Source organism: Saccharopolyspora rosea, assembly GCF_025643595.1.
GTDB lineage: Bacteria > Actinomycetota > Actinomycetes > Mycobacteriales > Pseudonocardiaceae > Saccharopolyspora > Saccharopolyspora rosea.
This window is the reverse complement of record NZ_CP102826.1, coordinates 1901559-1914494: the sequence shown is the minus strand read 5'-3', so window position 1 is coordinate 1914494 and position 12936 is coordinate 1901559. Positions and strand designations below refer to the sequence as shown.

Genomic DNA, 12936 nt, shown 5'->3' with positions numbered 1-12936 from the left:
CTGGTGATCCCAGATCAGGACGCGAGGGGGAAGTCGTGCAGCGACTCCTCGCTGCGGCGGCCGGTGACGACCGCGCGGCCGGCGTGCAGGACCAGCCGGACCTCGCCGCTGACGTGCTGCTGGGTGTGCTCGATGAAGGCGTCCAACGCCTCCTTGAGCGGGGAGAACCACAGGCCGTCGCGGACCAGCTCGCTCCAGCGCCGGGACGCGGTGCGCTTGAAGCGGGCCAGATCGCGTTCCAGGGTGAGGTCCTCCAGTTCCCGGTGGGCGCTGATCAGCGCCACCGCGCCCGGCGCTTCGCGGATCGCCCCGGTCCGGCCGCCGTCGAACCGACCGACGCCCTGGGCGCCCGCGCGCCGGTTGAGTTCCCGGACGGCCTGGAAGAAGGTGACGGTCTCGCCGTCGAGCGCGACCGGCACGCCCCGGTCGAAGGTGATGACCACCTCGTCGGGGTCGCACGGCTCGGCGGTCCCGGTCTCGGCCCACCGCCCCCAGGCGTTCTGGTGCACCGGGCACGACGACTTCGCCGCGACCGGCAGGCCGCGGTCGGCGGCCCAGGACATCGCCTCCTCGCGGGTCAGCTCCGGGGAGACGATCCGCAGGTCGGGCGCCAGCGCGCCGATGCCGGACGCGAAGCGGGGCCGTTCGGCGGCGCAGGCGGGCGCGACCGCGTCGGCGCCGGACTTCCGCGCCGCGTCGGTGAGGTGCTCGGCGACCAGCGGCCACGACAGCGCCGACACCAGCGGAGAGCCGTCCGCGTCGAGCGCGTCGGCCCGCAGCGCGGGCAGGCAGTGCCGCTCGGCGAACTCGTCGCGGGCGTCGACGACCACGGCATCCGCGGCACCGCACTCCAGGGCCCGCCCGCGGAGGACGTCCGGGGCCTCCCCGCCCTGGCCGACGTCGACGATCACGGCGACGACCTCGGCCCCGGTGCGCTCGACGAACCACCCGATGGCCGCGGACGCGTCCGGACCACCGTGGTAGCCGAGCACCACCCGGTCATTCATCGTGTTGCTCCTCGGAAATCCGCGTCGGGACGCCGTCGCCCCGCTCCCCGGCGGCCATCGTCATGAACCGCTCGGCGAGGTCCCGGCCGGTGAGCGGCTCGCGGGCGACGATCATGACCGTGTCGTCGCCCGCGATGGAGCCCACCACCTCCACCAGCGCGGCGCGGTCGATCGCGCTGGCCAGGAACTGCGCCGCCCCGGGCGGGGTGCGCAGCACGGTGAGGTTGCCGGAGCCGTCGGCGCTGACGAGCAGTTCACCGAGCAGCCGGCTCAGCCGGGACGTGCCGCCCTGGACGCCGCGCACCGGGCTGCCGTCCTCGGGGATCACGTACACCGCGGCCCCGCCGTCGGCGCCGCGCAGCTTGACCGCGCCGAGTTCGTCCAGGTCCCGGGACAGGGTCGCCTGGGTGACCTCGATGCCGTCGGCGGCCAGCAGCCGGGCCAGTTCGGTCTGGCTGCGGATCGCGCGCGACGACACGAGGTCGACGATGCGCGCCTGCCGTGCGACCCGGTTCGTCATCGTCGTTCCACCAGCCATGCGAGCAGTGCCTTCTGGGCGTGCAGCCGGTTCTCGGCCTCGTCGAACACCGCGCTGGCTGGGCCGTCGAGCACCTCGTCGGTGATCTCCATGCCGCGGTGCGCGGGCAGGCAGTGCAGCACGCTGGTGCCCGACTTGCCGGTGGCGGCCAGCAGGTCGGAGTTGAGCTGGAACGGCCGGAACGGGCTGACCCGGTCCTTGCCGTCGTTCTCCTGGCCCATGGACGTCCACGCGTCGGTGACCAGCACGTCGGAGCCGTCGACCGCGGCCTGCGGGCTGGTGAACGTCTCGACGCTGCCGCCGGTCTCGGCGGCGCGCTTGTGCGCGGCGTCCAACACCCAGCCGAGCGGGGTGAAGCCCTCGGGGGCGCCGATGCGCACGTGCATGCCCGCCGTCACGCCGCCCAGCATCAGCGAGTGGGCCATGTTGTTCGCCCCGTCGCCGAGGTAGGTCAGCGTGAGGCCGGCGAGCCCGCCGTGCCGTTCCCGGATGGTTTGCAGGTCGGCGAGCACCTGGCAGGGGTGGAACTCGTCGGTCAGCGCGTTGATCACCGGGACGCTGGAGGCCGAGCTCATCGCGTCGATGCGCGCCTGGGCGAAGGTCCGCCACACCACGGCGTCGACGTAGCGGGACAGCACCCGGGAGGTGTCCTCGATGGTCTCCTCCCGGCCGAGCTGCATCATCCGCCCGTCCACGACGACCGGGTGGCCGCCGAGCTGGGCGATGCCCACCTCGAAGGACAGCCGGGTGCGGGTCGAGTTCTTCTCGAAGATCACGGCGACGGCGCGCGGTCCGGCGAGCGCGTCGGAACCCAGCGGGTCGGCCTTGAACCGGTCGGCGAGGTCGAGGACCTCGGTCTGCTCGTCGGGGGTGAGGTCGTCGTCGCGGAGGAAGTGCCGGAGCATCAGCGGGTCCCCTTCTGGGAGTCGAGAACGGCGGGGAGCGCGGCGAGCAGCCGCTGGACCTGCTCACCGCTGACCACCAGCGGCGGGCAGAGCCGGATCGCGTCCGGTTGGACGGCGTTGACCAGGAAACCGGCGTCCTGGGCGGCGGCGGAGACACCGGCGGCGACCGGTTCGGCGAGCCCGACGGCGAGCAGCAGTCCGGCACCGCGGACCTCCCGGACCAGCGGGTGGCCCAGCGCCTGGATGCCGGTGACCAGCTCCTTGCCCACGCGCGCGACGTGGTCGAGCAGGTTGTCCGAGGTGATGGTGTCGAGCACGGCCAGCGCCGCGGCGCAGGCGACCGGGTTGCCGCCGAAGGTGGTCCCGTGCTGGCCGGGGTGCAGCAGGTCGCCCGCCGCGCCGATGCCGATGCAGGCGCCGATCGGCAGACCGCCGCCGAGGCCCTTGGCGAGGGTGATCACGTCCGGGGTGATCCCGGCGTGCTGGAAGGCGAACCACGCGCCGGTGCGGCCGATGCCGGTCTGCACCTCGTCGACGACCAGCAGCGCGCCGTTGCGGGCGGTGATCTCGCGCGCCGCGCGCAGGTAGCCCTCGGGCGGGACGACCACGCCGTTCTCGCCCTGGACCGGCTCCAGGAACACCGCGGCGGTGTTGTCGTCCACTTCGGACTCCAGGGCGGCGGCGTCGCCGTAGGGCACGTGCACCACGCCGGCGGGCAGCGGCTCGAACGGGCGCTGCTTGGTGGGCTGACCGGTGAGCGCGAGCGCGCCCATGGTCCGGCCGTGGAAACCGCCGTGGGTGGCGACGACCTTGCCGCGGCCGGTCAGCCGGGTGATCTTGAACGCGGCCTCGTTGGCCTCGGCGCCGGAGTTGCAGAACAGCACCCGGCCCTGTCCGGTGGCGCCTGCCAGGTCGAGCAACCGCTCGGCCAGCGCCAGGCCGTTCTCGTGCGCGTAGAAGTTGGACACGTGGCCCAGGCGGTTGATCTGCGCGGTGACCGCCTCGACGACGGCCGGGTGCCGGTGACCGAGCGCGTTGACCGCGATGCCGCCGACGAAGTCCAGGTAGGTGCGACCGTCGGCGTCGGTCAGCTCGCAGCCGGAGCCGTCGACGAGGGTCAGCTTGGGCGTGCCGTAGTTGTCCATCATGGACTTCTGCCACCGCTGCGCGCCCGAGGCGTTGCTGGTCATGCTGTTGCGTCCTCCTTCACCGGCAGCACCATCGTTCCGACCCCGGCGCTGGTGAACACCTCCAGCAGCACCGAGTGCGCCAGGCGTCCGTCGATGACGTGCGCCCGGGGCACGCCGCCGCGCACCGCGCGCAGGCATGCCTCCATCTTCGGCACCATTCCCGAGGCCAACCCCGGCAGCAGCGCTTCGAGCCGGTCGGCGTCGATGCGCGACACCAACGAGCTGCGGTCCGGCCAGTCCGTGTAGAGGCCCTCGACGTCGGTGAGGACCACGAGCTTCTCCGCGCCGAGCGCGACCGCCAGGGCTCCGGCCGCGGTGTCGGCGTTGACGTTGTGCACCACCCCGTCGACGTCCGGGGCGACGGTCGACACGACCGGGATGCGTCCGGCCCGGATCAGGTCGAGCACCGCGTCCGCGTTGACCGACTCGACGTCGCCGACCAGGCCGATGTCGACGGGCTCGCCGTCGACCAGCGCGGCGCGCCGCTTGGCGGTGAACAGCCGGGCGTCCTCGCCGGACATGCCGACGGCGAACGGTCCGTGCTGGTTGATCAGGCCGACGAGTTCGCGCCCGACCTGGCCGACCAGGACCATGCGGACCACGTCCATGGTCTCCGGCGAGGTGACGCGCAGGCCGCCCCGGAACTCGCCCTCGATGCCCAGGCGGTCGAGCATGGTGGTGATCTGCGGGCCACCGCCGTGCACCACGACCGGGTGCAGTCCGGCGAGCCGCAGGAACACCATGTCCTGGGCGAACGCGTGCTTGAGGTCGTCGTCGATCATGGCGTTGCCGCCGTACTTGACGACGACGGTGGCGCCGTGGAAGCGCTGCAACCACGGGAGCGCCTCGACGAGGACGCCGGCCTTCTCTGCCGCGGTCTCCAGCCGTTCGGCGGCGGGGTTGTCGGTCATGACGAGTACGCGCTGTTCTCTTCGACGTAGCCGTGCGAGAGGTCGGTGGTGAGCACGGTCGCCTCGTGCTCACCGAGGTGCAGGTCGATGACGATCTCGATCTCGCGTCCGGACAGGTCGGCCTCGCCGCGGTCGCGGGCCTGGGTGCCGCCGGCGAACAGGACCACCCCGTTGGTGGCGATCTCCAGCTGCTCCACGTCGATCTCGGCGTCGACCCGGCCGAGCGCCATGGCGATGCGGCCCCAGTTCGGGTCGGAACCGAACATGGCGGTCTTGACCAGGTTGTCCTCGGCGATGGTGCGGCCGATGCGGACCGCGTCGTCCTCGCTGGTCGCGCCGCGCACCGTGATGTCGATCGCCTTGGTGACGCCCTCGGCGTCGTTCTGCAGCTGGCGGCACAGGTCCCAGCACACCTCGGTCAGCAGGCCCGCGAAGTCCTCAGTGGACGGTTCGACGCCGGAGGCGCCGGAGGCCAGGACCAGCACGGTGTCGTTGGTGGAGGTGCCACCGTCGACGTCGAGCCGGTCGAAGGTGTAGCGGGTGGCCGCGCGCAGCGCGGTGTCGAGGTCGTCACCGCTGATCACGGCGTCGGTGGTGATGACGCTGAGCATCGTCGCCAGGTTCGGGGCGATCATCCCGGCGCCCTTGGCGAAGCCGCCGACCGACCAGCCGGACTCGTGCGAGGCGAGCGATTGCTTGGCCCGGGTGTCGGTGGTCAGCACCGCCTCGGCGGCGTCCAGACCGGCCTGCGGCGTGGCGTCCAGCGCCTTGACCGCACCGTCCACACCGGACAGCACCGCGTCCATCGGCAGCCGCTCGCCGATCAGGCCGGTGGAGCAGACGGCGACCTCGATGGCGCCGACGCCGAGCACGTCGGCGACCTTCTCCGCGGTCGCGTGGGTGTCCTGGAAACCCTGCGGTCCGGTGCACGCGTTGGCGCACCCGGAGTTGAGCACCACGGCGCGCAGCCGGTGCTCCTGCAGCACCTGCCGGGACCACAGCACCGGCGCGGCCTTGACCTTGTTCGTGGTGAAGACCCCGGCCGCCGCCTGCTGCGGGCCGTCGTTGACGACCAGCGCCAGGTCCCGTCCACCGCTGGACTTGATCCCGGCCGCGATCCCGGCCGCGCGGAAGCCGGCCGGTCCGGTCACACCCATCGCTTCTCCTGTCGTCGTCACGGGGCCACCCCGACGGTGGGCAGGCCGGTGGTCTCGGGCAGTCCGAGCGCGAGGTTCATGCACTGCACCGCACCGCCGGCGGTGCCCTTGGTGAGGTTGTCCTCGGCGCCGACGACGACCAGTCGTGCGGCGTCGGGGTCGACCGCCAGCTGCAGGTGCACCGTGTTCGCCCCGAGCGTGGCCGCGGTCTGCGGCCACTGGCCCTCGGGCAGCAGGTGCACGAACGGCTCGTCGCCGTAGGCGTCCTGGTAGGTCTTGCGGGCCGCGTCGAGGTCGACGTCCGGGCGCAGCGGCGCCGAGCAGGTCGCGAGGATGCCGCGGGCCATCGGGGCGAGCACCGGGGTGAACGACACGCCCACCGGCTCGCCGGCCGCGGCGCTGAGGTTCTGCACCAGCTCCGGCGTGTGCCGGTGCGCCCCGCCCACGCCGTACACGCTCGCCGAGCCCATGACCTCGGCGGACAGCAGGTGCGGCTTGAGCGCGCGCCCGGCGCCGGAGGTGCCGGTGACGGCGACCACGACGACCTGGGGGTCCACCAGCCCGGCGGCCAGCGCGGGCGCCAGGGCCAGCGATGACACCGTCGGGAAGCAGCCCGGCACGGCGACCCGCCTGGTGCCGCGCAGCCGTTCCCGCGCGCCGGGCAGTTCGGGGATGCCGTACGGCCAGGTGCCCGGGTGCTCCCCGCCGTACCAGCGCTCCCAGTCGGTCGGGTCGTTGAGCCGGTGGTCGGCGCCGCAGTCGACGACCACGGTGTCCTCGCCGAGCTCGGCGGCGAGGGCGGCGGAGTGGCCGTGCGGCAGCGCGAGGAACACCACGTCGTGGCCGGTGAGCTCGGCGGCCGTGGTCTCGCCGAGCACCCGGTCGGCCAGCGGGAGCAGGTTCGGGTGGTGCTCCCCCAGCCTGCTGCCTGCGTTGCCACCCGCGGTCAACGCCCCGATCTCGACCTCCGGATGCGACAGCAGCAGGCGCAGCAACTCGCCGCCCGCATAGCCGCTCGCACCGGCCACCGCAACTCGAACCGTCATGCGGATAATTATGCACGCTGGTGCAATTTTAATCAAACAGGGTTCCGCCGAGCCGCGAATTCCGCGCAACAGCGCCGATAACGGGGGAACACGGGCGCGAACGCGGCTGTTGCTTCCGCCGCCACCCCCTTGCGCGATCGTGGTACCACCCCGGCATCATCGTGGCCGATGACGATGACCCCACCGCGCCCTGGACTGCTCGACCCGCATGATTCGATGTCGATCATGAGGTCGAGCCTGGTGGGGAACGCCGTCCGGTTGCGCGAGACACGACCGGCGGACCGGCGCACCCTGATGCGCTTCGACCGGGACTCCGAACGGGGCGGGCAGTCGTGCGGCGACGGTTACCGGCACTGGGCAGCGCACCGGGCGCACCCGACCACCCACGGCGACGACCTGCACCTGGCGATCGAGACGCTGCGCGGCGGCGTGCTCGTCGGGTCGATGTGCACGACCCAGACCGAACCGTTCGAGGGGCGGTTCAGCTACGGCATCGGGATCGGGCCCGAGCACCGTCGCCACGGCTACGCCGACGACGCCATCAGCGTGCTCCTGACGTTCATGTTCGGGTACCGGCGCTACCGCAAGTGCGAAGTCGGGATCTACGGCGGGAACCTGGCCTCGCTCGCGCTGCACCGCAAGCTGGGCTTCCGCGAGGAGCACCGGCACCGCGACCCGGAGTTCTCCTGCGGCCGGGCGCCCTACCTGGTGCTGATGGGGCTCACCGCCGCCGAGTTCGCCACCTTCCGCCCGCTGCGCGCGGCCCGCTGAGCGGCCGAAGTCCGTCCTCTGTGGACGGCGACGGCACGCGGATTTGACACGCCCCGGCCAGCGTCGTCTCCTCGGGTTGCGCGGGCCGGCGATGGCCCCCGCACCGTCCGAGGGTTCACCGGGGGAGGGCCCGATGGCGACCTACGAGTACGACTGCCGCGAGTGCGGGCGGTTCGAGGTGAAGCTGCCGATGGGGCGCGCCACCGGCACCCGGAACTGCCCGGGGTGCCACCGGTCCGCTCACCGGGTCTTCTCCGCGCCCCACCTGTCCGCCCTGCCCGCACCGGTGCGCGCGGCGCGGGCCCGCGAGGAACGCAGCCGGGACGAGCCGGACGTGGTGACCGCCGTTCCGCCCAAGCCGCGCCGGGCAGCCCATCCGGCGTTGTCGCGCCTGCCGCGGCCCTGAGACCGGTTGGGGGTGCCGCAGTGGCGTACGTGGGACTGCTCTACGTCGGGGCCGTGCTCTTCCTCAACGGCGTGATGCTGCTGGGCAAGGCGGACCCGAAGTCGATCGCCGTGTTCAACGTGTTCGTCGGCGGCCTGCAGGTGCTCACGCCAACGGTGCTGATCGTGGCACACCTCGACGACCCGACCGCACTGCTGAACGCCTCCGGGATCTACCTGTTCGGCTTCACCTACCTCTACGTCGGCATCGGGCTGCTCGGCGACCTGGACACCAGCGGTGTCGGCTGGTTCTCGCTGTTCGTCGCGATCATGGCGGTGGGGTACTCGTTCGCGAACTTCCGGCTGCTCGGCGACGGGCCGTTCGGCGTGATCTGGCTGTACTGAACCTTCCTGTGGTTCCTGTTCTTCCTGCTGCTCGGCCTGAAGCGGGAGGGCCTCACCCGGTACACGGGGTGGGTCGCCGCGATCGAGGGCTGGGTGACGGGCGCGATCCCGTCGTTCCTGATCCTCACCGGCTACTGGCGCAGTCCGGCCGTCACCGCGGCGGCGCTGATCGTGTTCGGGGTCGTGGTGTTCGTGGCGCTGTGGCCGCTCACCTCGGGGAGCTGGTCGCCGCGCGGCGGGCGGTCGGGGAGCCGGGAGAGTCCCGCACACTGATCGCAACACGCGAGGGGGTTTTCGCCATGCCAGAAGTCGTGTTCCGCGTCGACCAGTCGAAGTCGATGCGCGACCAGGACGTTCCCGGGCACAACCGGTGGCACCCGGACATCCCGCCGGTGGCCACCGTGCGCCCGGGACAGGAGTTCCGCGTCGAGTGCCGGGAGTGGACCGACGCGCAGCTCGGCAACAACGACTCGGCCAACGACGTCCGCGACGTGGACCTCGACCGCACCCACATGCTCAGCGGGCCGATCGCCGTGGAGGGCGCCGAACCGGGCGACCTGCTCGTCGCCGACATCCTCGACCTCGGCCCGGTGCCGCAGGAGGTCGGCGACGCCCCCGGCCAGGGCTGGGGCTACACCGGGATCTTCGCCCGGACCAACGGCGGCGGGTTCCTCACCGACCACTTCCCGGACGCGGCCAAGGCGATCTGGGACTTCCACGGCCAGCAGGCCACGTCCCGGCACCTGCCCGGCATCCGCTACACCGGCATCACCCACCCCGGGCTGTTCGGCACCGCACCCTCGGCCGACCTGCTGGACAAGTGGAACCGGCGGGAACGGGGGCTGATCGACACCGATCCGCAGCGGGTGCCGCCGCTGGGGCTGCCGCCGAACCCGCACGGCGCGCTGGCCGGCACGGCGACCGGCGGCGACGCCGAGCGCATCGCCGCCGAGGGCGCGCGAACGGTGCCCGCCCGGGAGAACGGGGGCAACCAGGACATCAAGAACTTCACCCGCGGCTCGCGGGTCTTCTACCCGGTGTTCGTGGACGGCGCCAAGTTCTCCGGCGGCGACCTGCACTTCAGCCAGGGCGACGGGGAGATCACCTTCTGCGGCGCCATCGAGATGGGCGGGTTCATCGACTTCCACGTCGACCTCATCAAGGGCGGCATGGAGACCTTCGGGGTGCGCACCAACCCGGTGTTCATGCCCGGCAACGTCGAACCCCGCTACTCGGAGTTCCTGTCCTTCTCCGGCGTCTCGGTCGACCACGACACTGACACCAACCACTACATGGACGCCACGATCGCCTACCGCCGGGCGTGCCTGAACGCCGTGGAGTACCTCACGAAGTGGGGTTACACCGGCGAACAGGCGTACCTGCTGCTGGGCTCGGCGCCGATCGAGGGCCGCATCAGCGGCATCGTGGACATCCCGAACGCCTGCTGCACCCTCTACCTGCCCACCGCGATCTTCGACTTCGACATCCGCCCCACCAGCGGCGGACCGGTCAGGACCGACCGGGGCCAGTGCGCACTGACGTCCTGACGGGCGGGCGCGGCGCCGGGTCGAGGGCGTATTCGGTCGCGATGCGCAGCAGCATCGCCCGCTCCACGCGCAGCAGGTGGTTCTCGCGGCGGAGCCAGTCGAGTTCGGCGCGTTCGGACCGCGTGAGCTCGTCGCTCATCGCAGCGGGTCGAACGGTCGCAGGGCGTCCGGGGTCTTGCCGGTGGCGATGCGTTCGGCCAGCAGCCGACCGGTGACCGGGCCGAGCGTGAGCCCCCACATGCCGTGGCCGCCGGCGACGTGCACGCCCGCCATGCGGGTGCGCCCCACCAGCGGGAGGCCGTCGGGGGTCACCGGGCGCGGGCCGCCCCACTCGTCGCTGCGTTCGTCCCAGCGCACGCCGCTCAGCAGCGGGCGCGCCGAGCGGACGATCGCCTCGATGCGCCTGGTGTCCACGGGCGCGTCGGGGTCGCGGAACTCCATGGTCCCGGCGACGCGCAGGCCGTCCTGGTACGGCGTGCACGCCACCCGCACGCCCGGCAGGTAGATCGGGCCGGGCACCGGTTCCCGGGTCGGCACGGTGAAGGAGTAGCCGCGCCCCGCGCGCACCGGCACGCGCACGCCCAGCGGTCCGGCCAGGCGGCTCAACCACGCCCCGGTGGCGAGCACGACCTCGTCGGCCGACATGCGGTGACCGTCCCGGGACTTGACCACGACGTCTCCCGCCGCCCGCCCGCCGGGGCGCCCGGCTCCCCCGGTCCCCGGCGACAGTCCGACGACGTCGAAGCCGCGCCGGATCGTCCCGCCGCGCGCGACGACGGCATCGGCGAGGGCCCGGGTGAACTCGCCCGGGGCGACGAACCGCTGCCCCGCCACCCGCAGCACCGCACCGATCCGCGCGGACAGCTGCGGGACCTCCACAGTGGACACAGGGGGTTCGGTGACGTCGACGTCCTGACCGCAGCGGCGCATCATCTCGAACTCGCGGCGCAGCCCGTCCGCGTCCGCGGCCTGCTCGAACGCGACCGTGACCGTCGTGGGCCGCGGCGGCTCCGCCACGCCGCGCAGCGCGTCGAACGCCTCCAGCGCCTCCTCGTTGACCGCGGCCAGCGCCCGCATCGACCGGGACCAGGAGCGCGTGGTGCAGTGCGCCGCGAAGCGCAGCAGGAACGACCACAGGCCGAGGTCGGGCGAGGCGGGCACGGACAGCGGAGCGTCCCGGTCGAGCAGCGCGCGCAGCCCGTACCGCAGCACCGCCGGTTCGGGCAGCGGCACCGAGAAGCCCGGCGCGACGTACCCGGCGTTGCCCCACGACGCACCCGACGCGACGTCGCGCCGATCGACCACGGTCACCTCGACGCCGTGCTCCTGCAGGAACCAGGCGGTCGACAGGCCGACCACCCCGGCACCGACGACGACCACGCGACGCGGCGCGCCCACGATCCCGTCCTCGCGCATGCTCTCCTCCTGTGTCGCTCTCGACGAGGAGCATGCCCCGGCACACCGGGGCGCCGACGTGTCGGATCCGCACAAAACGCACCGCGCGGTTTGGCCGGAATCCACTACACCAGCGGCCCCGACACGGCGAGCGCGATGATCATGGCGAGCCGGGACTCCGGGTCGTCCAGGTCCAGCGCGGTCACCTCGGCCATCCGGCGCATCCGGTAGCGGACCGTGTTCGGGTGCACCTCCAGCCGCGACGCGGTCGCCGCGAGGTCGCCCTGGCACTCCAACCACGCCCGCAACGTCTCCACGTGCCGGGTGCCGTGCGCGCGGTCGTGGCGCCGCAGGTCCGCCACCGGCCCGCGATCCGGCACGCGCCGCAGCGACGCCGCCTGGCGCATCTGCCGCAGGAGCAGTTCGTGCCACGCCTCGTCGTAGACCACGGCGACCGGGCGGTCCGGGTGCTCGGCGTGCAGCGCGAGGCTCTCGTCCGCCTCCCGCCTGCTGTCGACCAGGTGCAACGGATCGGCGGGCCCGCCGATCCCGGCGAGCAGCGACGTGTCCTCCGGCATCTCGCGCCCCAGCGCGCGGACCCAGCGGCGCGCGCGGTCGGCGTCCTCGTACGGGACGACGGTGTAGACGGTGTTCGCGAACAACGCGCTGCGCCCCGGACGCGTCCAGCCGAATCCGGTGGTGGCGCGTTCGAAGGCCAGCAACGCGGCCGCGTTGCGGTCGGCGCCGCCGGCCTGCACCGCCACCACCCGGTACCGCGGCCCGGGCAGCCCGAGCCTGCTCAGCGCGGCCACCGGGTCCTCGTGCCCCTCGACCAGGCCGATGACCAGGTCCGACTCGACCTGCCGCTCCAGATCGGCGCTGGCCCGCGCGCGCAACATGTGCGCGGCCGCGGTGCGCGCGGCGTCGCGCAGGGCGGGACGCGCGTCGTCCAGCGGCGTCGGCGTCTCGACCCAGATCGAGCCGAGCAGCTCCCGGCCCGCGCGCACCGCGACCACCACCCGGCCGCTGGTCACCCCGCGGCCCACCGGGGCCACGAACAACGGCTCGTCGGAGACCTCCAGGTGCCGGAACACGCCGCGGTCGGCGAGTTCGCGGCGGATCTCATCGGGCACGCGGCGGCCGAGGATCGTCTCGGCCCGCACCGGGTCGGCGCCGTGCTGGCGGCTGGAGTACGCGAGCACGCCGGACCGGTGGTCCTCGACGGTCACCGGACCGCCGACCGTCTCGGCCAGCGCGTCGGCCAGCGCGAACAGGTCGGTGGGGCCGCGGCCCGCCTCGGTCTCCCGCCCCTCCAGGACGACCCCGTACACGACACCGGCGAGCTGGCCCCAGGACACGGCGGGATCGGCGAGAAGGACCGCGACGTCGCGTTCCCGCGCCACCGCGAGCGCCTGCGGGTCGAGCCGGGACGCCCGGAACAGCACGGCGACCGCGTCCGTGCCGCGCAGCAGCTCGGCGGCCTGCTCGGCGCCGACGCCCACGGCGAGCACGACGTCCTCGCCGCCCGCGGCCGGGTCGCAGGGCGCGTGCACGGCCACCGACCGCAGCTCGCGGGCCCGCGTCGCGGGGGTGGTCTCCAACCGGACGCCGAGACCGCCCAGGACGTTGATCAACCGGTCCAACCGGACCACGACGCACCTCCCCCGCGAACTCGGGCGG

The 12936-nt window shown here is 73.2% G+C and carries 13 protein-coding genes and 1 pseudogene; 4 read left to right on the top strand and 10 right to left on the bottom strand.

Features of this window, described 5'->3' with window-relative positions; genetic code table 11:
• Positions 1-14 precede the first annotated feature (14 nt).
• From NV263_RS09340 to argC, 7 genes are read right to left on the bottom strand one after another with little or no spacing between them, the layout of a single operon-like run.
• Complete coding sequence (locus NV263_RS09340) at positions 15-1007, bottom strand: argininosuccinate synthase (protein ID WP_263252236.1); 993 nt, start codon at positions 1005-1007, stop codon at positions 15-17.
• Positions 1000-1527 (bottom strand): arginine repressor, encoded by a 528-nt coding sequence (locus tag NV263_RS09335; RefSeq protein WP_263252234.1) that lies wholly within the window; start codon positions 1525-1527, stop codon positions 1000-1002. The genes NV263_RS09340 and NV263_RS09335 overlap by 8 nt, the downstream gene beginning before the upstream one ends.
• Positions 1524-2450 carry an ornithine carbamoyltransferase gene (gene argF / locus NV263_RS09330; protein WP_263252232.1) on the bottom strand — a complete coding sequence of 309 codons (927 nt, stop codon included), beginning with the start codon at positions 2448-2450 and terminating at the stop codon, positions 1524-1526. Before argF ends, NV263_RS09335 begins: the two co-directional genes overlap by 4 nt.
• Positions 2450-3640 (bottom strand): acetylornithine transaminase, encoded by a 1191-nt coding sequence (locus NV263_RS09325; RefSeq protein ID WP_263252230.1) that lies wholly within the window; start codon positions 3638-3640, stop codon positions 2450-2452. Before NV263_RS09325 ends, argF begins: the two co-directional genes overlap by 1 nt.
• The gene (gene argB / locus NV263_RS09320) at positions 3637-4551 is read right to left on the bottom strand and encodes an acetylglutamate kinase (protein WP_263252228.1); all 915 of its coding nucleotides are present in this window, start codon (positions 4549-4551) and stop codon (positions 3637-3639) included. The genes NV263_RS09325 and argB overlap by 4 nt, the downstream gene beginning before the upstream one ends.
• Positions 4548-5708: a bifunctional glutamate N-acetyltransferase/amino-acid acetyltransferase ArgJ gene (argJ, locus tag NV263_RS09315; RefSeq protein WP_263252226.1), complete on the bottom strand. Its 1161-nt coding sequence runs from the start codon at positions 5706-5708 to the stop codon at positions 4548-4550. Before argJ ends, argB begins: the two co-directional genes overlap by 4 nt.
• Before the next feature lie 17 nt (positions 5709-5725).
• On the bottom strand, positions 5726-6754 hold the full coding sequence (gene argC / locus NV263_RS09310) for an N-acetyl-gamma-glutamyl-phosphate reductase (protein WP_263252224.1): 1029 nt from the start codon (positions 6752-6754) through the stop codon (positions 5726-5728).
• Positions 6755-6979: 225 nt separating this feature from the next.
• Here argC and NV263_RS09305 point away from each other — a divergent pair, with 225 nt between their 5' ends.
• The 4 genes and pseudogenes from NV263_RS09305 (at position 6980) to fmdA (ending at position 9861) form a co-directional block, all read left to right on the top strand.
• Positions 6980-7525: a GNAT family N-acetyltransferase gene (locus tag NV263_RS09305; RefSeq protein WP_263252222.1), complete on the top strand. Its 546-nt coding sequence runs from the start codon at positions 6980-6982 to the stop codon at positions 7523-7525.
• A 133-nt stretch (positions 7526-7658) separates the two neighbouring features.
• Positions 7659-7931 carry an FmdB family zinc ribbon protein gene (locus tag NV263_RS09300; protein ID WP_263252221.1) on the top strand — a complete coding sequence of 91 codons (273 nt, stop codon included), beginning with the start codon at positions 7659-7661 and terminating at the stop codon, positions 7929-7931.
• A 20-nt stretch (positions 7932-7951) separates the two neighbouring features.
• A pseudogene (locus NV263_RS09295) lies at positions 7952-8587 on the top strand (AmiS/UreI family transporter).
• A 26-nt stretch (positions 8588-8613) separates the two neighbouring features.
• Positions 8614-9861, top strand: coding sequence for a formamidase (gene fmdA, locus NV263_RS09290; RefSeq protein WP_263252219.1), 1248 nt, complete (start codon positions 8614-8616; stop codon positions 9859-9861).
• Here the strand turns inward: fmdA and NV263_RS09285 are convergent.
• From NV263_RS09285 to NV263_RS09275, 3 genes are read right to left on the bottom strand one after another with little or no spacing between them, the layout of a single operon-like run.
• Positions 9824-10000: a hypothetical protein gene (locus NV263_RS09285; RefSeq protein ID WP_263252217.1), complete on the bottom strand. Its 177-nt coding sequence runs from the start codon at positions 9998-10000 to the stop codon at positions 9824-9826. The genes fmdA and NV263_RS09285 overlap by 38 nt on opposite strands.
• Positions 9997-11382, bottom strand: a complete 1386-nt coding sequence (locus NV263_RS09280; protein ID WP_397545621.1) for an NAD(P)/FAD-dependent oxidoreductase — start codon at positions 11380-11382, stop codon at positions 9997-9999. The genes NV263_RS09285 and NV263_RS09280 overlap by 4 nt, the downstream gene beginning before the upstream one ends.
• Complete coding sequence (locus NV263_RS09275) at positions 11382-12908, bottom strand: PucR family transcriptional regulator (RefSeq protein ID WP_263252214.1); 1527 nt, start codon at positions 12906-12908, stop codon at positions 11382-11384. The genes NV263_RS09280 and NV263_RS09275 overlap by 1 nt, the downstream gene beginning before the upstream one ends.
• Positions 12909-12936 lie beyond the last annotated feature (28 nt).